The organism is Klebsiella sp. PK01 (assembly GCF_057624675.1).
Genome location: NZ_JBYEZM010000002.1, coordinates 606,749 through 627,521 on the forward strand (window position 1 = coordinate 606,749; position 20,773 = coordinate 627,521).

At 59.8% G+C, this 20,773-nt stretch carries 20 protein-coding genes; 5 read left to right on the plus strand and 15 right to left on the minus strand.

Annotated elements, in window-relative coordinates; all coding sequences use genetic code 11:
* The first annotated feature begins 109 nt into the window (after positions 1-109).
* Positions 110-535: a nucleoside triphosphatase NudI gene (gene nudI / locus AC22LX_RS08045; protein WP_045391430.1), complete on the plus strand. Its 426-nt coding sequence runs from the start codon at positions 110-112 to the stop codon at positions 533-535.
* Here nudI and AC22LX_RS08050 read toward each other — a convergent pair.
* Both AC22LX_RS08050 and tctD read right to left on the minus strand, forming a co-directional pair.
* Positions 532-1,941, minus strand: coding sequence for a sensor histidine kinase (locus AC22LX_RS08050; RefSeq protein WP_045391433.1), 1,410 nt, complete (start codon positions 1,939-1,941; stop codon positions 532-534). The genes nudI and AC22LX_RS08050 overlap by 4 nt on opposite strands.
* Entirely contained in the window at positions 1,928-2,605 is a 678-nt protein-coding gene (gene tctD / locus AC22LX_RS08055) for a transcriptional regulator TctD (protein ID WP_045391436.1), read from the minus strand. The genes AC22LX_RS08050 and tctD overlap by 14 nt, the downstream gene beginning before the upstream one ends.
* A 133-nt stretch (positions 2,606-2,738) precedes the next feature.
* On the opposite strand from tctD, the gene AC22LX_RS08060 reads away from it, so the two are divergent.
* From AC22LX_RS08060 to AC22LX_RS08070, 3 genes are read left to right on the plus strand one after another with little or no spacing between them, the layout of a single operon-like run.
* Complete coding sequence (locus tag AC22LX_RS08060; RefSeq protein WP_063447964.1) at positions 2,739-3,719, plus strand: Bug family tripartite tricarboxylate transporter substrate binding protein; 981 nt, start codon at positions 2,739-2,741, stop codon at positions 3,717-3,719.
* A 15-nt stretch (positions 3,720-3,734) separates the two neighbouring features.
* Positions 3,735-4,166, plus strand: coding sequence for a tripartite tricarboxylate transporter TctB family protein (locus AC22LX_RS08065; RefSeq protein ID WP_015365604.1), 432 nt, complete (start codon positions 3,735-3,737; stop codon positions 4,164-4,166).
* 11 nt (positions 4,167-4,177) lie between these two features.
* Positions 4,178-5,695, plus strand: coding sequence for a tripartite tricarboxylate transporter permease (locus tag AC22LX_RS08070; RefSeq protein WP_015365603.1), 1,518 nt, complete (start codon positions 4,178-4,180; stop codon positions 5,693-5,695).
* Here the strand turns inward: AC22LX_RS08070 and menE are convergent.
* The 7 genes from menE to AC22LX_RS08105 all read right to left on the minus strand — a co-directional run bounded on the left by menE (position 5,692) and on the right by AC22LX_RS08105 (position 13,319).
* Positions 5,692-7,053, minus strand: a complete 1,362-nt coding sequence (menE, locus tag AC22LX_RS08075) for an o-succinylbenzoate--CoA ligase (RefSeq protein WP_487333907.1) — start codon at positions 7,051-7,053, stop codon at positions 5,692-5,694. The two genes, AC22LX_RS08070 and menE, sit on opposite strands and share 4 nt — an antisense overlap.
* Positions 7,050-8,015 (minus strand): o-succinylbenzoate synthase, encoded by a 966-nt coding sequence (gene menC, locus AC22LX_RS08080; RefSeq protein WP_487333908.1) that lies wholly within the window; start codon positions 8,013-8,015, stop codon positions 7,050-7,052. Before menC ends, menE begins: the two co-directional genes overlap by 4 nt.
* On the minus strand, positions 8,015-8,872 hold the full coding sequence (gene menB / locus AC22LX_RS08085; protein ID WP_063447961.1) for a 1,4-dihydroxy-2-naphthoyl-CoA synthase: 858 nt from the start codon (positions 8,870-8,872) through the stop codon (positions 8,015-8,017). The genes menC and menB overlap by 1 nt, the downstream gene beginning before the upstream one ends.
* Before the next feature lie 14 nt (positions 8,873-8,886).
* Entirely contained in the window at positions 8,887-9,645 is a 759-nt protein-coding gene (gene menH, locus AC22LX_RS08090; RefSeq protein ID WP_047043273.1) for a 2-succinyl-6-hydroxy-2,4-cyclohexadiene-1-carboxylate synthase, read from the minus strand.
* Positions 9,642-11,312: a 2-succinyl-5-enolpyruvyl-6-hydroxy-3-cyclohexene-1-carboxylic-acid synthase gene (menD, locus tag AC22LX_RS08095; protein WP_045391450.1), complete on the minus strand. Its 1,671-nt coding sequence runs from the start codon at positions 11,310-11,312 to the stop codon at positions 9,642-9,644. The genes menH and menD overlap by 4 nt, the downstream gene beginning before the upstream one ends.
* 76 nt (positions 11,313-11,388) lie before the next feature.
* Positions 11,389-12,684, minus strand: a complete 1,296-nt coding sequence (gene menF / locus AC22LX_RS08100) for an isochorismate synthase MenF (RefSeq protein WP_487333909.1) — start codon at positions 12,682-12,684, stop codon at positions 11,389-11,391.
* Positions 12,685-12,857: 173 nt separating this feature from the next.
* Positions 12,858-13,319, minus strand: coding sequence for a GNAT family N-acetyltransferase (locus tag AC22LX_RS08105; RefSeq protein ID WP_045391456.1), 462 nt, complete (start codon positions 13,317-13,319; stop codon positions 12,858-12,860).
* Between the two features lie 56 nt (positions 13,320-13,375).
* Here AC22LX_RS08105 and rnz point away from each other — a divergent pair, with 56 nt between their 5' ends.
* Positions 13,376-14,296 (plus strand): ribonuclease Z, encoded by a 921-nt coding sequence (gene rnz / locus AC22LX_RS08110; protein ID WP_045391459.1) that lies wholly within the window; start codon positions 13,376-13,378, stop codon positions 14,294-14,296.
* 56 nt (positions 14,297-14,352) lie between these two features.
* Here the strand turns inward: rnz and nuoN are convergent, their stop codons facing one another.
* From nuoN to nuoI, 6 genes are all read right to left on the minus strand, one after another.
* Positions 14,353-15,810 carry an NADH-quinone oxidoreductase subunit NuoN gene (nuoN, locus tag AC22LX_RS08115; protein WP_015365594.1) on the minus strand — a complete coding sequence of 486 codons (1,458 nt, stop codon included), beginning with the start codon at positions 15,808-15,810 and terminating at the stop codon, positions 14,353-14,355.
* A 6-nt stretch (positions 15,811-15,816) separates the two neighbouring features.
* On the minus strand, positions 15,817-17,346 hold the full coding sequence (gene nuoM, locus AC22LX_RS08120) for an NADH-quinone oxidoreductase subunit M (RefSeq protein ID WP_015365593.1): 1,530 nt from the start codon (positions 17,344-17,346) through the stop codon (positions 15,817-15,819).
* Positions 17,347-17,515: 169 nt separating this feature from the next.
* Entirely contained in the window at positions 17,516-19,357 is a 1,842-nt protein-coding gene (gene nuoL, locus AC22LX_RS08125; protein WP_487333910.1) for an NADH-quinone oxidoreductase subunit L, read from the minus strand.
* Entirely contained in the window at positions 19,354-19,656 is a 303-nt protein-coding gene (gene nuoK, locus AC22LX_RS08130) for an NADH-quinone oxidoreductase subunit NuoK (protein ID WP_004865088.1), read from the minus strand. Before nuoK ends, nuoL begins: the two co-directional genes overlap by 4 nt.
* Positions 19,653-20,207, minus strand: a complete 555-nt coding sequence (gene nuoJ, locus AC22LX_RS08135; RefSeq protein WP_015365591.1) for an NADH-quinone oxidoreductase subunit J — start codon at positions 20,205-20,207, stop codon at positions 19,653-19,655. The genes nuoK and nuoJ overlap by 4 nt, the downstream gene beginning before the upstream one ends.
* Before the next feature lie 11 nt (positions 20,208-20,218).
* Positions 20,219-20,761 (minus strand): NADH-quinone oxidoreductase subunit NuoI, encoded by a 543-nt coding sequence (nuoI, locus tag AC22LX_RS08140; protein WP_015365590.1) that lies wholly within the window; start codon positions 20,759-20,761, stop codon positions 20,219-20,221.
* Positions 20,762-20,773: the final 12 nt, after the last annotated feature.

Here is a 20,773-nt window from a genome sequence, read left to right on the forward strand (position 1 = left end):
AACTTAGCACTCTGTAGAGCCTGCGCCGTATTTCCCTTGCGGTTTGCCGAGGCGCCTCGCAAACTGTTTCCTCGATACCCGGCCCGACTCACTGCGAAGGAGAAAAATAATGCGTCAAAGGACGATTGTTTGCCCGCTCATCCAAAATGATGGCCATTATCTGTTGTGCAAGATGGCTGCCGACCGCGGGGTTTTTCCCGGACAGTGGGCGCTGTCCGGCGGCGGCGTGGAGCCGGGTGAAAGAATTGAAGAGGCGCTGCGACGTGAAGTCCGCGAGGAGCTTGGCGAAAAACTGCAGTTGACCCACATCACGCCATGGAGCTTCCGCGATGATACCCGCGTGAAAACCTATGCCGATGGTCGCCAGGAAGAGATCTACATGATCTATTTGATTTTCGATTGCATAAGCGCCAACCGCGAGGTCACGATCAACGAGGAATTCGACGATTACGCCTGGGTGAAGGGCGAAGACCTGCAACATTACGATCTTAATGCCGCGACCCGCCTCACCCTCAGCCAGAAAGGGCTGCTTTAAGCCACGGTCAGCAGACGCAGCGTCACCTTTAATCCTCCCAGGCTTTCGCTGCGCGACAGCTGCGGCCGGCTACGATGCAGACGCGCGATATCGTTTACCAGCGCCAGGCCCAGCCCGGCGCCGGGTAGACCGCCGCCATTCTCCAGCCGTCGAAACGGCGTCAGCGCCTGGTGAATCAGGTTTTCCTCGATACCCGGGCCGCTATCCTCCACGCTCAGCGTGACGGCTTCGCCATCGCGATGCAGGCTCAGCGTCACCGTTCCGCGTTCCGGGGTGTAGCGAATCGCATTGTCGAGCAGGTTGGCGCACAGTTCGCCCAACAAAACGCCATCACCCAAAACGTACACCGGCGACTGTTCGCCCTCATAACCCAGATCGATGTTTTTACTGCGCGCCTGAGCAATACGCGAAAAACAGCTATGGTGCACGACCTCCTGCAGATCGACCGCGGCAAACGCCTGCTCGCCCTGCTCCCGGCGTTTCACCGTCGCCAGTTGCAACAAACGTTCGGTGAGTAAAATCGTATCATCCAGCGTCGCGCGCATGGCCTGCAAACTCTCGCGCCACAGCCGCGGATCGTCGCTGGCCAGCGCCACCGAAGCCTGGGTTTTCAGGACCGCCAGCGGCGTTTTCAACTGATGTGAAGCATCGGCGCTAAAGCGTTCCTGCCGGGAGATCATCACCCGCAGGCGGTCGATATAGCGGTTAAAAGCCACGATCAGCAGCCGCGTTTCCGACCACGGCAACAATTCCGGTAGCGGCGTCAGCAGGCCGGGTTCACGGCGCACCATCAGCGCCGAGAGCTGACGCATTGGCCGCAGAACGCGGCGCAGTAGCCACCCCGCCAGTACCAACGTCAACAGCACTAATAAGCCCTGCGACACCCAGGATGAAAACAGCAGTTGTCCGGCCAGCCAGCGCCGCGACTGCAGCGTTTCGGCAATATAAATCTCCGCCATACCAACGATACCGCCTTCATTGACCGGCTGCAGCAGGCGCGCCACGCGGATTGCCTGACCGCGGTATTCGGTATGATAAAACCATGCCAGCGCCGGATAAAGTTGAGTTCGTGAAGTGGCCGGCGGCATTGCCGGCAGATCGTCAAAGCCGGAAATCACTTTCCCCTGCGGGTCGACCACCTTGTAATACAGCCGGTCGTTCATGTTGAGTTCAAAGCTGTCCAGCACCACCCAGGGCACATTGACCTCCAGATGACCGCCGCGCACTACCAGCCGCTCCGCCACGGTGCGCGCCGAGGAGAGCAGCGTACGATCGTAGGCCTGCGTCGCCGCCTGCAGCGCGCTCACGTAGCTATTGAATGCCGATAACCCCCACAACAGCGCCAGCGGCAGGCCGAGAAACAGCAGCAGTTGGGCATACAGCGATTGCGGTTTACCCCAGCTCATGCGGCTCACACTCCAGCAGATAACCCAGCCCGCGTAGCGTAGTGATACGCACATTACTCTGCTGGAGCTTCTTGCGCAGTCGGTGAATGTAAAGTTCGATGCTTTCCGGACTGACGTCGTCGCTGAGGCTAAACACCTGTTCAAACAACTGCTGGCGGGAAACCGGACGGGTACGGCGAAACATCAGCACTTTCAATAGCGCCAGCTCGCGCGGCGTCAGGGGCAACATCTCACCGCGCAGCAGAAAATAGCCTTCATCGCGATATTCCAGATCGCCAAGCTGCTGCACCTCATGTACCTGCCCTTCGCTACGTCGCAGCAGCGCCCGCAGCCTGGCGTCGAGCTCCTCCAGCTCGAAAGGTTTAGGCAGGTAATCGTCGGCGCCGACGTTCAGCCCTTTCACCCGATCCGCTACCGCGCTGCGTGCGGTCAACAGCAGCACCGGCAGCGTTTGTCCACGCTTACGTAACCGCTGTACCACCTCGAGGCCATCCAGGCCCGGCATACCGATATCCAGCACCGCCAGCGCATATTTTTCGCTTTGCAGCAGGTGATCCGCCGCCCGGCCATCAAAAACGCAATCCACGGCAAAACCGCCCTGCACCAGAGCCTTTTCCAGCCAGTGAGCCAGCTCACGGTTATCCTCGGCTAATAAGAGACGCATATCACATCCTGTAAAGTTGCTGCCGCATTGAAAGGGAAATGAAAGGTAACTGTTTTAACAATCACGCAACCGAATCGCCACATGTCGGTTCACATAATCAGAAAAACATTCCCTGTACCTACTGAGGAAGCCTATGAAAACGCCATTTTTCCGCCATCTTAGCGCCATCGCGCTGTGCCTCTGTACAACCACCGCTTTCGCGGCGCAAGCCCCGTCCCGCACCGAATGTATCGCGCCCGCCAAGCCCGGCGGTGGCTTTGACCTCACCTGTAAGCTGATTCAGGTGAGCCTGATGGAAACCGGCGCGATCGAGAAACCGATGCGCGTCACCTATATGCCCGGCGGCGTCGGCGCGGTGGCCTATAACGCCATCGTCGCCCAGCGCCCGGCGGAAGCCGGAACCGTGGTCGCCTTTTCCGGCGGCTCGCTGCTGAATTTGTCGCAGGGGAAATTCGGCCGCTACGGGGTTGATGACGTGCGCTGGCTGGCCAGCGTCGGTACCGACTACGGCATGATTGCCGTACGCGCCGATTCGCCATGGAAAGACCTGAAGTCATTCATGACCGCGATGGAGAAAAATCCCGCCACTATCGTCATTGGCGCCGGGGCCTCCATCGGCAGCCAGGATTGGATGAAAGCGGCGCTGCTGGCGCAAAAAGCCAACGTTGACCCGCACAAGATGCGCTACGTCGCCTTTGAGGGCGGCGGCGAGCCGGTAACCGCGCTGCTCGGCAACCATGTGCAGGCGGTCTCCGGCGATCTGAGTGAAATGGTGCCGTACCTGCAGGGAAATAAGATCCGCGTATTGGCGGTCTTCTCCAACGAGCGTCTGCCGGGCGCGCTGGCCGATGTCCCTACCGCTAAAGAGCAGGGCTATGAGCTGGTCTGGCCGATTATTCGCGGCTTCTTTATGGGCCCGAAGGTAAGCGATGCCGACTACCAGTGGTGGGTTGATGAATTCACTAAACTGCAGCAAACCGATGAGTTCAAAAAGCAACGTGAACTGCGCGGCCTGTTTGAATTCAACATGAACGGCAAGGAGCTCGATACCTATGTAAAACAGCAGGTCAGCGATTATCGCGAACAGGCGAAAGCCTTTGGCCTGGCTAAATAATCCGCGGAGGCGCTTATGAGCGATCGTATCTTTGCCGGAGTCTGGCTGTTGTTATGCATTGGCGGCCTGTTTATCGCCTGGCAGATCCACAGCGAATACTCGTATGAACCCGTCGGCCCGCGCCCTTTCCCGTTGGGCATTATCGGCCTGATGCTGCTGTGTTCAGCGCTGATGCTGCTGCGTCGCCCGGACGCTATCGAGTGGCCGGGACGACATGTCCTGCAACGGCTGTTAACCATGGTCGTGGTGCTGGTGGTCTATGCCTGGGGATTTGAATGGCTGGGCTTTCCGCTGGCGACCGCGCTGCTGACGGCGGTGATCGGCCTGCTGTTCGGCGCCACGCTACCGGCGGCAGGTATTGCCGGCGTGGTGATGGGCGTCTCGTTATGGTACGCCTTTGATACCTTACTTGATGTGACTCTGCCGCTTGGCGTCTGGTTAAATTAACGGAGAAGCTTATGGATACCTGGATCTATCTGTCGCAGGGTTTCGCCGTCGCCATGACGCCGGAAAATCTGCTTATCGCCCTCATCGGCTGCTTTGTCGGAACCATCGTCGGGCTGCTGCCCGGCCTCGGGCCGATTAACGGCGTCGCCATTCTGCTGCCGCTGGCCTTTGCCCTGCACCTGCCCGCGGAATCGGCGCTGATCCTGTTGGCGACGGTCTATATCGGTTGCGAATATGGCGGGCGTATTTCGTCTATCCTGCTGAACGTGCCCGGCGATGCCGCCGCCATCATGACGGCGCTTGATGGCTATCCCATGGCGCAGCAAGGGCGCGGCGGCGTCGCGCTGTCGATTTCCGCCGTCAGCTCTTTCTTCGGTTCGCTGATTGCGATCGGCGGTATTATTCTGTTCGCGCCGCTCCTCGCCCAGTGGTCGCTGGCGTTCGGCCCGGCGGAATATTTCGCGCTGATGGTGTTTGCCATCGCCTGCCTCGGCAGCATGATGGCGCAAAACCCACTGAAATCGTTCCTCGCGGCGTTAATCGGTTTGGGCCTGGCGACGGTCGGCGTCGATGCCAACACCGGGGTTTACCGCTTCACCTTCGACAGCGTCCATCTCTCCGATGGCGTGCAATTTATTGTGGTGGTTATCGGTCTGTTCTCCGTTTCGGAGATTCTGTTGATGCTGGAGAGCACCAGCGGCGGGCAAACGCTGGTGCGTAAAACCGGGCGCATGCTATTTAACACCAAAGAGGCCGCGCAGTGCGTCGGCGCAACCCTGCGTTCTTCCGTGGTGGGTTTCTTCGTTGGTATTCTGCCCGGCGCCGGAGCGACCATCGCCAGCGCCATCACCTATATGACGGAGAAAAAAATCAGCGGTAATAGCGATAACTTCGGCAAGGGGGATATTCGCGGCGTGGCGGCGCCGGAAGCCGCGAATAACGCCTCCGCCTGCGGTTCGTTTATTCCGATGCTGACGCTTGGCGTGCCTGGCTCCGGCACCACCGCGGTCATGATGGGCGCATTGACGCTGTATAACATTACGCCCGGCCCGGCGATGTTCACCGAACAGCCGGATATCGTCTGGGGGCTCATCGCCGCGCTGCTTATCGCCAACGTGATGCTGCTTATTATGAACATTCCGCTAATTGGCCTGTTCACCCGCATGCTGACGATCCCGCTATGGTTCCTGGTACCCGCCATCGCCGCCGTTTCCGCCGTTGGCGTCTATGCGGTTCACAGCACCACCTTTGACCTGTTGCTGATGGTTGGCCTCGGCGTGCTCGGCTACATCATGCGTAAAATGCACTTTCCGATGTCGCCGCTGATCCTCGGTTTTGTGTTGGGCGAGATGCTGGAGCAGAACCTGCGCCGCGCGCTGTCAATCAGCAACGGTAATCTGGCTATCCTCTGGGAAAGCGGCGTAACCAAAACGTTACTAATGCTGGCTGTCGCCGTCCTGGTGGTACCGCCGCTGCTGCGTCTGAGACGTAAACAGCGCCAGCGCCGCGCCGAGGCCAATATCGGCTAAACCGGCGAATTGACCCATTCGCGCAGTGCCCGGCGCGAAATCTTAATCCCGCCGTTCTTTAACGTTTCCGGCAGCCGTAGCCACTGTATCGGCTGCTGGAAACGCGCTAACCGTTCAGCACTCCATGCCGCCAGCGTGGCCATTTCGCAGCCATCCTCGCATTCAACCACCGCCACCGGGCGCTGGCCATATTCGACATCATCCTGCGGCACAATAAACACCTGCTGAACCTGCGGATGGGCGAGTATCACGCGCTCAACCTCCTCCGGCTGAATGCCTTCGCCGCCGCTAAAAAAGAGATTATCCAGTCGCCCAATAACCGACAGCCGACCGGCACGTAACTCCCCGCGATCGCGCGTCGCAAACCAGCCTTCATCATTGGTTAATGACAACAGTTGACCATTCCGCCAGTAGCCGGCGGCCATGCTCGCCGCCCGCAGCCAGATCTCGCCGGCGACAATTTTCACCTCCCGCCCCGGCAGCGCCTCGCCCACATCCGCCGCTCCGTCGGCCTCTTTAGCGCAGACCGTGGAGGCGAATTCGGTGAGGCCATAGCCGCAGAAGCTGCGTATCCCCTGCGCTCGCGCCCTTTCGGTCAGCTCGACGGGGATCGCCGCGCCGCCAAGCAGCACCGCCTTAAGTGAAACGTCGGCATCGCCATTCAACAGGCGCCATAGCTGAGTCGGTACCAGTGAAGCATGGGTACAGCCCAGCAGCGCTTGCTCCAGCGGTTGTCTATCGCGCACCGTCAGCCGCGCGCCAGCCAGCAGCCAACGCCAGATGATCCCCTGCCCGGAGACATGGAACAACGGCAGCGACAGCAGCCAGTCGTCCTCCCCGGCAAACGGCATCAGCGCCAGCACGCCAGCGGCGCTGGCCAGATGGGCGCTGGCGCTATGCACCGCCGCCTTTGGCAGGCCGGTCGAGCCGGAGGTTAACGTCATCGACACCAGCCGTTCGCCATGCCAGCAAACGGTATGGGCGGCTTCTGCCGCCTGCAGAGTTAACGTCGGTAAATTCCCCGGCAGCGTATCACCGTTAAGCACCAGTTGATGCTGTACGGTTAACGCAGGCAGCAGTTCCTGCAGCAATGCCATAGGCAGCTGCGGATTAAGCGGCAGCACCCGCGCCCCGCACTGCAGCAGCGCCAGCCAGGCGAGTAGCGTCTCCGGCTGGTTGTAGGCCCGTAGCGCCACGCCCTGACCTTCCATGACGCCCTGCGCGGCAAAACCAGACGCCAGCGCGTCAATCCGCGCGCATAGCTCACGCCAGGTCAACGCCTGGTCATTCAGGCGTAGCGCCTGCGACTCGCCGCGTAACTGACGCCAGTGGCGCCACGGCCAATCGGAAAACATCACAGCAGTTGCTCCAGCTCATCAGCATTGAATATTGGCAGCGTACTCTCCGGCCACGCCCGCACCAGCTGCGCGCCCATCAGCGCCAGCGTGTCGAGTCCGGGGATAGTCTGCGGGGTCAGCCAGGCGGCGATCCGCGCCAACTGCGTTAACCCCAGGCTGGACTCGATCGACGAGCTAATCACCGCGCTCAGCCCCAGCGCATGCGCCGCAGCGACCTGTTGCTGAACCTTTTGCAAGCTGCCGGTCAGCGTCGGTTTGATCACCACCGCGCGCACGCCGGGCTCGGCGGCAAAGCGGAAATCCGCCTCGCGCAGGCTTTCATCCCAGGCGATAGCGATACCGCTCTGCTGGCTGAATTCGCGCGAATCGTCGCGGCTTTTGCACGGTTCTTCGAGAAAGGCAATGCGTTGGCGATACGCCGGATTAACGTATTTGGCGAACTGCTGCGCTTTGACCGGCGTCCACGCCCGGTTGGCATCCAGCCGCAGCTGCAGGTCGGGGATCGCTTCCAGCAGCAGATTCACCACCATGCCGTCACGTACCGCCTCCCACAGCCCCACTTTCACCTTAGCGACTTTCTCGCCGGGCATCGCCGCCAGTTTGGCGAACAGTTCATCCGGGTCGCCGGAACAGAGCGGCGCCGCGCGATAATCCGCCGCCTGCGGTAGTTCGCCGCCAAGCTCCGCCTGCGCGCAGCTAATACCAAAAGCAACGGAGGGCTGCATGGGAAGCGGCGGCTCGGCGCCGTCGCGCCAGGCCCGCGCCCACGCCAGCAGCGCCATTTGCGCCTCTTCCAGCGTTTCGTCACTGAATCCCGGCAGGGGAGAAATTTCCCCCCAGCCTTCGCGTTCACCCTCCTGCAGGCGGATGAACAGCCCATCGCGGGTTTTTAACCGCCGTTCGCGCAGAACCACGCCCGCGTCCATCGGTATCTGCCAGCGGTAAACCTGCGAAACGCGCATTATGGATTCCGTTTAAATTTGCTGAAGTCCGGCTGACGTTTCTGGTTAAAGGCGTTACGCCCTTCTTGCCCTTCTTCCGTCATGTAGAACAGCATGGTGGCGTTACCCGCCAGCTCCTGCAGCCCGGCCTGGCCATCGCAGTCGGCGTTCAGCGCCGCTTTCAGGCAACGCAGCGCCATCGGGCTGTTTTGCAGCATTTCACGGCACCAGCGCACGGTCTCTTTTTCCAGATTCGCCAACGGGACCACGGTGTTCACCAGCCCCATATCCAGCGCCTGCTGGGCGTCGTACTGACGGCACAGGAACCAGATTTCGCGCGCTTTTTTCTGCCCGACGATACGCGCCATATAGGAAGCGCCCCAGCCGCCATCAAAGGAGCCGACTTTAGGCCCGGTCTGGCCGAAGATGGCATTATCCGCCGCGATGGTCAGGTCGCACATCATGTGCAGTACGTGGCCGCCGCCGATAGAGTAACCGGCGACCATCGCTACTACCGGTTTCGGGCAGGTGCGGATCTGGCGCTGGAAGTCGAGTACGTTGAGATGGTGAACGCCGGAGTCGTCCTGATAGCCGCCGTAGTCGCCGCGGACTTTCTGGTCGCCGCCGGCGCAGAAAGCTTTATCGCCTTCACCGGTCAGCACGATGACGCCGATATTGTCGTCATAGCGGGCATCCGCCAGCGCCTGAATCATCTCTTTAACGGTCAGCGGACGGAAGGCGTTGCGCACCTGCGGACGATTGATGGTGATTTTAGCAATCCCGTCAGTCGATTTTTGATAACGAATATCGGTATAGCCTTCTGAGCAATCGTGCCATTCAACGGGGGCATAGAGCATTGCTTCATCAAGAGAGATCATAGAATGTCCTTCAGTTAACTTGCCAGAATCTGCGCCAGACAGGCAATCACCGCCGCGGGGTTGTCCCGGTGCGCGTTGTGTCCGGCATGGTGAATGATATGGGTATCGGCGGCGAGCGCTTGCGCGATAGCGCGAAACTTCGCGTCGCGTTCGCCGCACAGGTAGTGAAAAGGAAAATCGCGAGCCTGCAGAGACGGGCGCAAATCGGCCTGCCGGGCAAGGGAGGTCGCCTCCAGCATCGCCGCCAGCGTAGCGCCGTTATTGTGGCGACGTAGGGCGACCAGCGACGCGCGCTGCGCCGCATTCAGCGAAGCGAAGACCGGCTGCTGATACCAGTCGGCGAAGACCTGCGCTAACGGCTCGCGGCGAAAGCGTTCCGCCCAAGCGCTATCATTGCCGCGCCGCGCCTGCCGCGACGCTTCATCCTGCAGGCCCGGATGTCCGCCCTCGACGATCAGGCCGCGCAGGCCCGCGCGCGGCTGGCAGGCGAAGTTCATCGCCACCCGGCCGCCCAGGGAGTAGCCAACCAGCCAGTAATCCAGGATGTTGTAACTATTTAGGGTAGCCTGCAGTAATTCGCTGACCCCGGCAAAGCCATCGACCGCGATATCCGCCGATCCGCCGTGTCCCGGCAGATCGAGATACAGCCGCGGCCAGGCCGGAAACGCTTCGCCAACCGTACGCCACTCGTCGCGGTCTCCGGAAAAGCCGTGCAGGAATACCAGCCAGGGATAACCCGGCTGGCCGCTTTCAACCGCCGCGTTGAGCGTCACAGCCGGCTTACCTGCGCCAGCAGTTGCTGGAGAGTCTGCGTACCGTCGGTCTCGTTAACCGCCAGCTCAATCACCGTCGCCCCGGCGCGGCGCCACGCGCCTGCCATCGCCTCATCCAGCGACTGCCAGTCATCAGGGCGGTGATAAGCCAGACCGAACATCGCCGCCGCGTGGCTGAAATCCACGTCCTGCGGCATTAAATAGAACTGACGCCTCTCGTCCTGCGGCGTCGGCAGCATAGAGAAAATCTGCCCGCCGTTATTATTGACCACGATCAGCACCAGCGGCGCCGACGCCTGACGCAGCAGGGCCAGCGAGTTGAGATCGTATAACGCCGAAAGATCGCCGACGATCGCAAGCGTAGGCCGGGCGCTCGCGCGCTGCACGCCGGCGGCTGTCGCCAGTAGGCCATCGATGCCGCTGGCGCCGCGATTACTATAGACCGGATAACCCGCCGGCAGTTGCCCCAGCGCGTCTATCAGGCGTACCACTAAACTGTTGCCAACAAACAGCTGTCCCTGATCCGGCAAATAGCGCCGAATGCGCTGCGCCAGCTGCGCTTCGCCAAAGGGCTCGTTGCTGGCGACCGCGGCCTGCCACGCCTGCCCGGCAAGCTGCGGGATCACCGTCGCCCACGGCTGGCGTTTCTCCGCCGGATGCAGTTCGAGCCAGCGCTCAACGCTTGAGAGCAGACGGCGACCGCGGTGCTGCGCCGGATCGAGGCGACCGCGCAGATTATCCACCAGCCAGTATTCATCCGGCTCGCAGGTCGCCTGCCACTGGAGCACGCGTTTGCCGGTCAGACTGCTACCGAGTTGCACGACGATTTGCGCCTGCGCCAGTTCGCTGACCGCTTTACCGTTGCCCAGCCACAGGTCGGCGCACGGCAACGGCTGCCCGGTCTGCGACAGGACATCGCCAATCAGCGGCCAGCCGAGGGTCTGCGCCCATTCAGCCACTTTTTTACCTTCCGCGGCGCTCATCCTGCCCGCGACCACTACGCCGCGCTTTTGCCGCCAGAAGAACCAGTCGCGCTGTTTCTCACTCTCCATCTGCAGCGCCTGACGCAACCAGGGTTTATCGCTCTGCCACCAGTTGCCGAGCTGCTGTTGCCACTCCAGCCCGCTATCGTCCATATCGCCATATAGCGGCTCAGCGAACGGGCAGTTGATATGCACCCCGCCGGCATGCAGCTCGCCCAGCGCCTGATCGATAGTCGAGACCAACCAGCGCGCGGAAATATCCTGCGAAGGACGCGGTAAAGAAACGGTCTGCGCAGGATGAGAAGCAAACATTCCCGGTTGGCGGATGGCCTGATTGGCGCCGCAGTCGATAAGCTCCGGCGGGCGGTCGGCGGTCAGCAGGATCAGTTTTTCACCCGTCAGGCCCGCTTCAATCAGCGCCGGATAGAGATTCGCGGTCGCGGTTCCGGAGGTGACAATCACCGCCACCGGCTGGCGGCTGGCCTTCGCCAGTCCCAGCGCCAGGTGGCCAAGACCACGTTCGTCAAAATGAGTATGATGAATAAAAGCGCGGTTTTCCGCCGCCGCCAGGGTTAAGGGCGTCGAGCGCGAGCCTGGGGCAATGCAAATGTGCTGCACGCCGTGGCGGGTTAAAGCTTCAAGGATCACCGCCGCCCAGCGTCGGTTAAATGCGCTTACTGACATGAAATTGTCCGGTATCAAATATTGATGCTAAGTATAGATAAGGCAGAGTTGCGTCGTTTTGATATACGTCGTCTCTCTACGTTTCTGAAAGTAATAACGTTCGTAATCCCGCCGCTTTATTTTCTATTTCTTGCCACTCCTGCTGCGGGTCAGATCCGCTGACAATACCGGCCCCGGCATACAGCCGCAGGGTGCTGTTCTCGACTTTTGCCGAGCGCAGCGCCACGCAAAACTCGCTTTGCGCCAGTGAAAGATAACCTGCGGAGCCGGCATACCATTCGCGGGCGAAAGGCTCATGACGGCGGATGAAAGCCAGCGCCGCCTGGCGCGGTAGCCCCGCCACCGCCGCGGTAGGCTGCAGCTGCAGCAAGCAGCGGCTATCGTCGGGCTCGGCCAGTTCGCTCCAGATACAGCGCCGCAGATGCTGCACCTTGCGCAGGCGTACGACCTGCGGCGGCAGAACGTCAAGCGTCGGCGACTCGCCCTGCAAACGCTGGCAGATATCCTCCACCACCAGCATATTCTCCCGCTGGTTTTTATCGTCTTTCATTAGCCAATCGGCCAACTGCTGCGCCCGGGCGTCATCGTGATGGTTAGCGACGGTGCCCGCCAGCGCTTCGGTGCGCAGCAGCGCGCCGCGTCGCCGCCATAGCCGTTCCGGCGTGGAGCCGAGAAACGCCTGCTGCGGGCTAAAGGCCATCAGGAAGTGGAAACAGTTAAGATTGCTGCGCCGACTGGCCGCCATAATGGCAAACGCCTGCAGCGGCGCGCTAAAGCGTAAATCCGTGACCCGCGCCAGCACAACCTTATCCATTTCGCCGGCACCGATTGCCTGCGTCGCCTGCATAATCAGCTCGCGCCACTGCGGGTATTCCGGCGCATGCTGCTCGCTTCGCAGCGACGGCATCGATGCCGCCGTCGCCTGCTCGCTATTTAATGATTGAAGAAACGCCCGCGCGGCCACCGCGTCGTCAAGCAGCGAGGTCGCGCTATGTACCACCAGCCGTAAAGTCGCTTTACCGCCCAGGCGGCGCCACTCCAGCCGCGGCAGAAACAGATTACCCTGATGAGGGTCGAACGCGTTCAGCCCGCTGATGCGCAGATCTTCCCGCCCCTGCGCGCATAAAAAATCATGCGCCGCGGACAAAGAGGCAAAGGTGGTTACCGCCCCCAGCGCCGCCAGCTCTTCATCACCGTTACGCTGCTGCCAGTAGAATTGCGGCCAGCACGGCTGATGCGCGCACCACAGTAACGGGTCGAAGGCGTCGTTTAACGGGAAGGGGATATCAAAAATTCGCGTGCCGGGTGACGGAGGGAAATCTTCAGCCAGGCAACCCAACAGGCTTTCCAGCGCAGTGGAAACAGACAGCACGCGAACCTCCACGAAATTAAAAACCCCACATTATAAAGGGTAGCTGCGATAAATAGCAGTACCCATCATGAGGGAGCGAACCTTAACAGGCCCGGCGAACGCCAGCCACTGGATTCGCTACAGGAGGAAAAGTATAGATAATTGATAGCGATACGCTATTACTATTTAGCTTCTTAATGAGTTGTGATGTCACGCGCCATACCGATATGGGCAATCCCGTCTTCATCGTATACGTCCGTCACCGGCACAAAACCAAAGCTGGCATAAAATTTCTGCAGATGCGCCTGCGCCCCAAGATAAATCGCCTTCTGCGGCCAGTTCTGCCGGCAGCTGGCCAGCGCCTGCTCCATCAGCTGGTAGCCCAGCTTCTCGCCGCGCAAGGTCGGGCTAACGATAACCCGGCCGATCACCACCGGTTCGAACTCCTCTTCGCTTTTGAGGATCCGCGCATAGGCCACCAGCTCGCCGTCGCGCCAGCCGAGCAGATGACGGTTCTCACCGACTAAATCATCGCCGTCGATATCCTGATAGACGCAGTGTTGTTCGACGACAAACACCGCGCTGCGCAGCTTCAGCAAGGCGTACAGTTGGGCAACGGTGAGCTCACTGTGATGTAAATCCTGCCAGGTCATCATTTGTTACTCCTTATTGATATACTGATGCTTTACCACTCGCCTGAGGACACTGGACGATGGAATTAACATTTTTGGGGACATCCGCCGGCGTGCCGACCCGTACGCGTAATATGACGTCGATAATACTGAATTTGCAACAACCCACCAGCGCTGAAATGTGGTTGTTTGACTGCGGCGAAGGCACCCAGCATCAGTTTCTCCACACCCCTTACCACCCAGGCAAACTGAATAAAATTTTCATCACTCACCTGCACGGCGATCATCTGTTCGGCCTGCCCGGCCTGTTGTGCAGCCGCTCGATGCAGGGAAATTCGCTGCCGCTGACGGTTTACGGGCCAAAAGGGATTAAAGAATTCATCGAAACCGCGCTGCGACTGAGCGGCTCGTGGACCGATTATCCGCTCACTATCATCGAAGTCGGCCCCGGTCTGGTCTTCGACGAAGACGGCTATCGGGTCAGCGCGTACCCGCTCAGCCATCCGGTGGAGTGCTACGGCTACCGCATCGAACAGCATGACAAACCCGGCACCCTCGATGCCGCCCAACTGATTGCCGATGGCGTGCGTCCGGGGCCGCTGTTCCATCAGCTCAAGCTCGGCCAGCGCGTTAAGCTGGAAGATGGTCGGGTCATCGACGGTAGCCGCTATCTGGGGCCATCGACGCCGGGTAAAACGCTGGCCATTTTTGGTGATACCGCCCCCTGCCCGCAGGCGCTGGAGATGGCGCGCGGCGCGGATGTGATGGTCCACGAAACCACCCTTGAGCAGGCGATGGCGGAGAAAGCCAATAGCCGTGGCCACTCTTCCAGTCAGCAAACCGCGGCGCTTGCCAAAGAAGCGGGGGTCGGCACGCTAATCGCCACCCACTTTAGCTCGCGCTACGATGCCGAAGGCTGCCTGCGCATGCTGGCGGAATGCCGGGAGATTTTCGCCAATACGCTACTGGCGGAGGATTTTATGGTCTATCGGCTGGCGTAAACCGCGGGCATAAAAAAACCGCCGACAAGTCGGCGGTTTTTTATTTATAGCGCAGATTACATCAGCGGCGTCGCCAGCTGCACGATGCTAATCAGCGGCTGCGGCCACACGCCAAGCACCAGCACCAGCAGCGCGGAGATCAGCACCACGATACCGCCGGCGCTGTACTGCCAGTTTGACGGCGCATCGCGGTTCAGCTGCTCCGGGGCGCTCAGGTACAGGCTGACGGCAACGCGCAGGTAGTAGTAGAGACCAATCGCCGAGCCGATCACTACCGCGGCAACCAGCCACCACAGGTGCGCATGCACACCGACGGCCAGCACGTAGAACTTACCGATAAAGCCGAGGGTCATCGGAATACCGGCCAGCGACAGCATCATCACCGTCATTACCGCCGACAGGATCGGACGGTGCCAGAATAGACCGCGGTAGGAGAACAGCGAGTCAGCATCCGGGCCGCGGTACGGGCTGGACATCAGGCTGACCACGCCGAACGCGCCGAGGCTGCTGAACAGATAACCGGCCAGGTAGACGCCAACGGCTTCCATCGACATTTCGCCGCTCTGCAGGGCGATTAACGCCACCAGCAGATAGCCGAGGTGGGAAATGGAAGAGTAACCGAGCAGACGCTTAATGTTGGTCTGGCTCAGCGCCATCAGGTTACCGAAGATGATAGAGGCGAAGGCGATCAGGCCCAGCACCACGCGTACCGCTTCGCTGTCGCCCACCGGCATGTACAGGAACAGACGCATCACCACACCGAAGATGGCAATCTTGCTGGCGGTAGCCAGGAAGGTGGATACCGGCGCAGGCGCGCCCTGGTATACATCTGGCGTCCACAGGTGGAACGGCACCAGCGACAGTTTAAAGCCAAGACCGACGATCATCAGACCGAGGCCCGCCAGCAGCAGCGGCTCGTGCAGCGCGTTGTCAGCCAGGCTCTTGCCCAGCGCGAGGAAGGACAGGTTGCCGGAGTTCGCATACACCAGCGCCATACCGAACAGCAGGAAAGACGAGGCTGCCGCGGAGAGGATGGTGTATTTGATACTCGCTTCCAGCGAACGTTTCTGACGGAAGGCGTAGCCGACCAGGCCGAACAACGGCAGCGAAATTAATTCGATACCGAGGAACAGCGAGGCCAGGTGATTGGCGCCAGCCAGCAGAATGCCACCCAGCGCGGCGATCAGCACCAGCAGGTAGAACTCTTCTTTATTGTCCTTGTAACCCTCAAGCCATGGGTAGGCGAAAGTACAGGTCGCGAGGCTCGCCAACAGCACCAGCCCGGTATAGAGCATCGAGTAACCGTCAACGCGGATCAGCGGGGTGACGTCCATCGCCCCGTTCTGACCGACAAACCAGAGCGAGACCAGCGCGGCGTTTAGTCCGAGAACCGACAACGTGGCATTGAGAAAATGATTGCGTCGCCACGCAATGGAGAGCATCACAACCACCACCGTCAAGCCGACGATCAGCAGCGGTAGCAGTGCGATCAGTTGTTGTGGAGTTATTGTCATGGCGAATTACGGCCTTGTAGTAGAAACAGAATTAACAAACCACTGCTGAATGTTGCTCATCGCAGCATGCGAGGTGTCGAGAATCGGCTGCGGGAAGAAGCCCAACAGCACCAGCAGCACCACCAGCAGCAGGATGATAGACAGTTCACGCAGGGACATCCCCGGCAGCTCTTTCGTCGCGATTTCGCTCTTCGCCTTACCGAAGTAGGCGCGATGCAGCATCGACAGCGAGTAAACGGAAGCGAATACCAGACCAAAGGTCGAGATAACGGTAATCACCGGCACCACTTTATAGCTGCCGAACAGAATCATAAATTCGCCGACAAAGTTACCGGTGCCCGGCATCCCCAGGGTGGCGACAGCGAAGAACATCGACATCGCCGGCAGCCATTTAATTTTGCTCCACAAGCCGCCCATCTGGCGCATATCGCGGGTGTGCAGACGTTCGTACAGCTGGCCGCACAGAATGAACAGACCCGCCGCGGACAGACCGTGGGCAATCATCTGAATCACCGCCCCTTGATAAGCCAGCTGGCTACCGGTGTAGATAGCAATCAGCACGAAGCCCATGTGGGAAACGGAGGTGTATGCAATCAGACGTTTGATATCGGTCTGGGCGAAGGCCATCCACGCGCCGTAGAAGATACCGATCACGCCCAGCCACATGGCGATTGGCGCAAACTCGGCGGAGGCGTTCGGGAACAGCGGCAGCGCAAAGCGCAGCAGACCGTAGGCCGCGGTTTTCAACAAGATGCCCGCGAGGTCGACGGAACCGGCAGTCGGCGCCTGGGAGTGGGCGTCCGGTAGCCAGCCGTGCAGCGGCACCACCGGCATTTTCACCGCGAAGGCGATGAAGAAGCCGAGCATCAGCATGTATTCCACGCCGTGCGACATCGGGGTTTTCAGCAGCTCTTCATAGTTGAAGGTCCACACGCCGGTGGCGTTGAAATGGACGAATGCCAGCGCCAGAATGGCGATCAGCATCACCAGACCGCTCGCCTGGGTATAGATGAAGAACTTGGTGGCCGCCGTGATACGCGTTTTACCGTCAGAGGCTTTGTGACCCCACAGCGCGATCAGGAAGTACATCGGCACCAACATCATTTCCCAGAAGAAGAAGAACAGGAACATGTCGATGGCGAGGAATACGCCGATGACGCCGCCCAGGATCCACATCAGGTTGAGGTGGAAAAATCCCTGGTACTTTTCGATTTCGCGCCAGGAACAGAGCACCGCCAACACGCCGAGCAGGCCGGTCAGCACCACCATAAGCAGCGACAGACCGTCAATCGCCAGATGGATGCTAATGCCGAAACGTGGGATCCACGGCAGCACGAATTCCGACTGCCACTGCGGAATCCCCGCGGATTGCGTCAGAGAATAGCCGCCCTGCATCCACAGCTGCAGGCCAAGCACCAGCGTCAGTCCCATGGTAATCAGCGCAATCCAGCGCGGCAGTTTCACGCCAAAGCGTTCAGTCTGCCAGCACAGGAAGCCGCCAATAAAGGGGATTAATATTAGCCAGGGTAATAACATGGCGATTTTTATTCCTTGTTAAAGTCCCGTTCAGGACCGATTTTCAACGAATTCGACTACATTCACGTTTGACGGCGGTTTGTTGTGTCGGGTGGCGATTCGCTTACCCGACCTACGGTTTCGTAGGCCCGGTAAGCGAAGCGCCACCGGGCAAAACCGCGCGCTCAAATCAACGCAGTACCATCAGCAGAGCCAGCACCACCACCGCGCCGATGCTCATTGAAGCCACATACCAGCGCAGATAGCCGTTCTCGCTCACCAGCAGACCTTTGCCTGCGAAGCGGGACAGAATCGCCGGGATATTCATCAACGAGTTCAGCGGATCGCTCTTCAGCAGCCAGGCAATACCGAGGAATGGTTTCACGAACACTTTGTCGTATAACCAGTCGAAGCCCCAGGCATGGAACCACCAGGTGCCGAAGAAGCGGCCAGGCGCGCTGTTGGCGATGGAAGTCACCAGCGTACGTTTGCCCAGCCACAGCCACGCGGCGATCAGAATGCCGGCAATAGCGATAATCCCGGAGGTCATTTCCAGCGTCATCACGCTACCGTGGGCGAGCTCAGTGGTCTGCGGCAGTACGCCTTCCAGCGGCGGCACAATCAGCGCGCCAACGAAGGTGGACAGAACCAGCAGCACAATCAGCGGCAGATGGTGGGTAATCCCCTTCCCTGCGTGCGCGTGAATTTGCTCTTTACCGTGGAACACGATGAAAATCATACGGAAAGTATACAGCGAGGTCATAAAGGCGCCGACCAGGCCCGCTACCATCAGATTGATATGGCCGTTGGCCATCGCGCCAGCCAGAATCTCATCCTTACTGAAGAAGCCTGCAGTGATAAGCGGCAGAGCGGACAGCGCCGCGCCCCCCACCAGGAAGCAGACATAAACCAGCGGAATGGATTTGCGCAGGCCGCCCATCTTGAAGATGTTCTGTTCGTGATGGCAGGCGAGGATCACCGAACCGGACGACAGGAACAGCAGCGCTTTAAAGAACGCGTGCGTCATCAGGTGGAAGATCGCCGCGTCCCAGGCCTGCACGCCCAGCGCGAGGAACATGTAGCCAATCTGGCTCATGGTCGAGTAAGCCAGCACGCGTTTGATGTCGGTCTGCACCAGCGCGGCGAAGCCCGCCAGCACCAGCGTGATTGCGCCAACGATACCGACCAGATGCAGCACTTCCGGCGTCATCAGGAACAGGCCGTGGGTACGGGCAATCAGGTACACGCCCGCGGTCACCATGGTAGCGGCGTGGATCAGCGCAGAGACCGGCGTCGGGCCCGCCATCGCATCGGCAAGCCACGTTTGCAGCGGCAGCTGAGCGGATTTACCGACCGCGCCGCCGAGCAGCATCAGCGTCGCCCACTGCAGCGTGGTGCTGCCGTTAGCGAAGTGCTGCGGCGCCAGCTCAACCATTTCACGGAAGTTCAGGGTGCCCAGTTCGTTATAAAGAATGAACAGCGCGAAGGCGAGGAACACGTCGCCGACGCGGGTGACCACGAACGCTTTCATCGCCGCGGCGTTATTCTTCGGATCGGTGTAGTAGAAACCGATCAGCAGGTAAGAACAGAGACCCACGCCTTCCCAACCCAGGTACATCAACAGCAGGTTATCGGCCAGCACCAGAACGACCATGCTGGCGATAAACAGGTTGGTGTAAGCGAAGAAGCGAGAGTAGCCCTCTTCGCCGCGCATGTACCAGGAGGCGAACATGTGGATCAGGAAGCCGACGCCGGTAACCACGGAAAGCATGGTCAGAGACAGGCCATCCAGCACCAGGTTGAAGCCGATGTTGAAATCACCGACCGACATCCAGTTCCACAGCGGTACGCTGACCGCCTGTTTACCGTTAGCTAAAAAGTCGACGCCGACGTACGCCGTCACCAGCGCCGCCAGGCCTACCGAGCCCATCCCAACGGTGGCGGAAAGATTTTCCGACCAGCGTCCGCGGGAGAAGGCCAGCAGCACAAAGCCAATCAATGGCAGAAGAATGGTTAAGGCAAGCATGTTCATCCACGCAACTCACTTACTGAATCGATGTTCAGGTTCTGGCGGCGACGATGGAGCTGCAGCAGCAGCGCCAGACCGATACTCGCTTCCGCAGCCGCGAGGCTGATGGCGAGGATATACATAATCTGACCATCAGTCTGGCCCCAGTAGCTTCCCGCGACCACGAATGCCAGCGCGGCGGCGTTAATCATGATTTCCAGGCTAATCAGCATAAATAGCAGATTGCGGCGGATCACAAGACCAGTCAGGCCGAGCACAAACAGGATGGCGGCGAGGATCAGTCCATGTGTTAAGGGGATCATGCGTGTTCCTCCGTTTTTCTTTTGTCGCTGTCGTTCACGCGGTTGCTCAGCACCTCACCGGCGCGCTCTTCGCGGCCAATGTGGAAGGCGACAACCAGGCCCGCCAGCAGCAGCATGGAGGCCAGCTCCACCGCCAGGACGTACGGCCCAAACAGCGCAATACCCACTTCTTTGGCGTTGATCGCCGCGCCGTCGATACCCTGGTCATTGATGCCCAGGATGGCGTAAACGATAACCACCAGCAGCACCGCGGAAAGGATGGCAGGGCCAATCCAGATCCCCGGCTGCAGCCATTTGCGTTCCTGTTCGATCTCGGTGCCGCCCAGGTTGAGCATCATCACCACGAACACGAACAGCACCATAATGGCCCCGGCGTAAACGATGATTTCCAGCGCACCGGCGAAGTAAGCGCCCAGCGAGAAAAACACCCCGGCAATCGCTAACAGCGAAATGATCAGGTACAGCAGCGCGTGCACCGGATTGGTGTGGGTGACGACCCGCAAGGTTGCGAGGATGGCTATCAGGCCACAGATATAAAAAGCGAATTCCATTGCCCCTCTCCTTACGGTAACAGGCTCTTGACGTCGATTGGCTTAGCTTCGTTTTCCGCTTCGCCCTTATCTTTGCCGTCGATTGCCATACCCGCCATCCGGTAGAAGTTATATTCCGGGTATTTGCCCGGACCGGAAATCAGCAGATCCTCTTTTTCGTACACCAGATCCTGACGTTTGTATTCGCCCAGTTCGAAGTCCGGGGTCAACTGAATCGCCGTGGTCGGGCACGCTTCTTCGCACAGGCCGCAGAAAATGCAGCGTGAGAAGTTGATGCGGAAGAACTCCGGGTACCAGCGGCCGTCTTTGGTCTCTGCTTTCTGCAGAGAGATACAGCCAACCGGGCAGGCTACCGCACACAGGTTACAGGCAACGCAGCGCTCTTCACCGTCCGGATCGCGCGTCAGCACGATACGGCCACGATAGCGCGGCGGCAGATATACCGGCTCTTCCGGGTACATCTGAGTTTCACGTTTGGCGAAGGCGTGCATCCCGATCATGCAAATACTGCGGACCTGGGTGCCGAACCCTACCAATAATTCTTTTAAGGTCATGTTCAATTCACC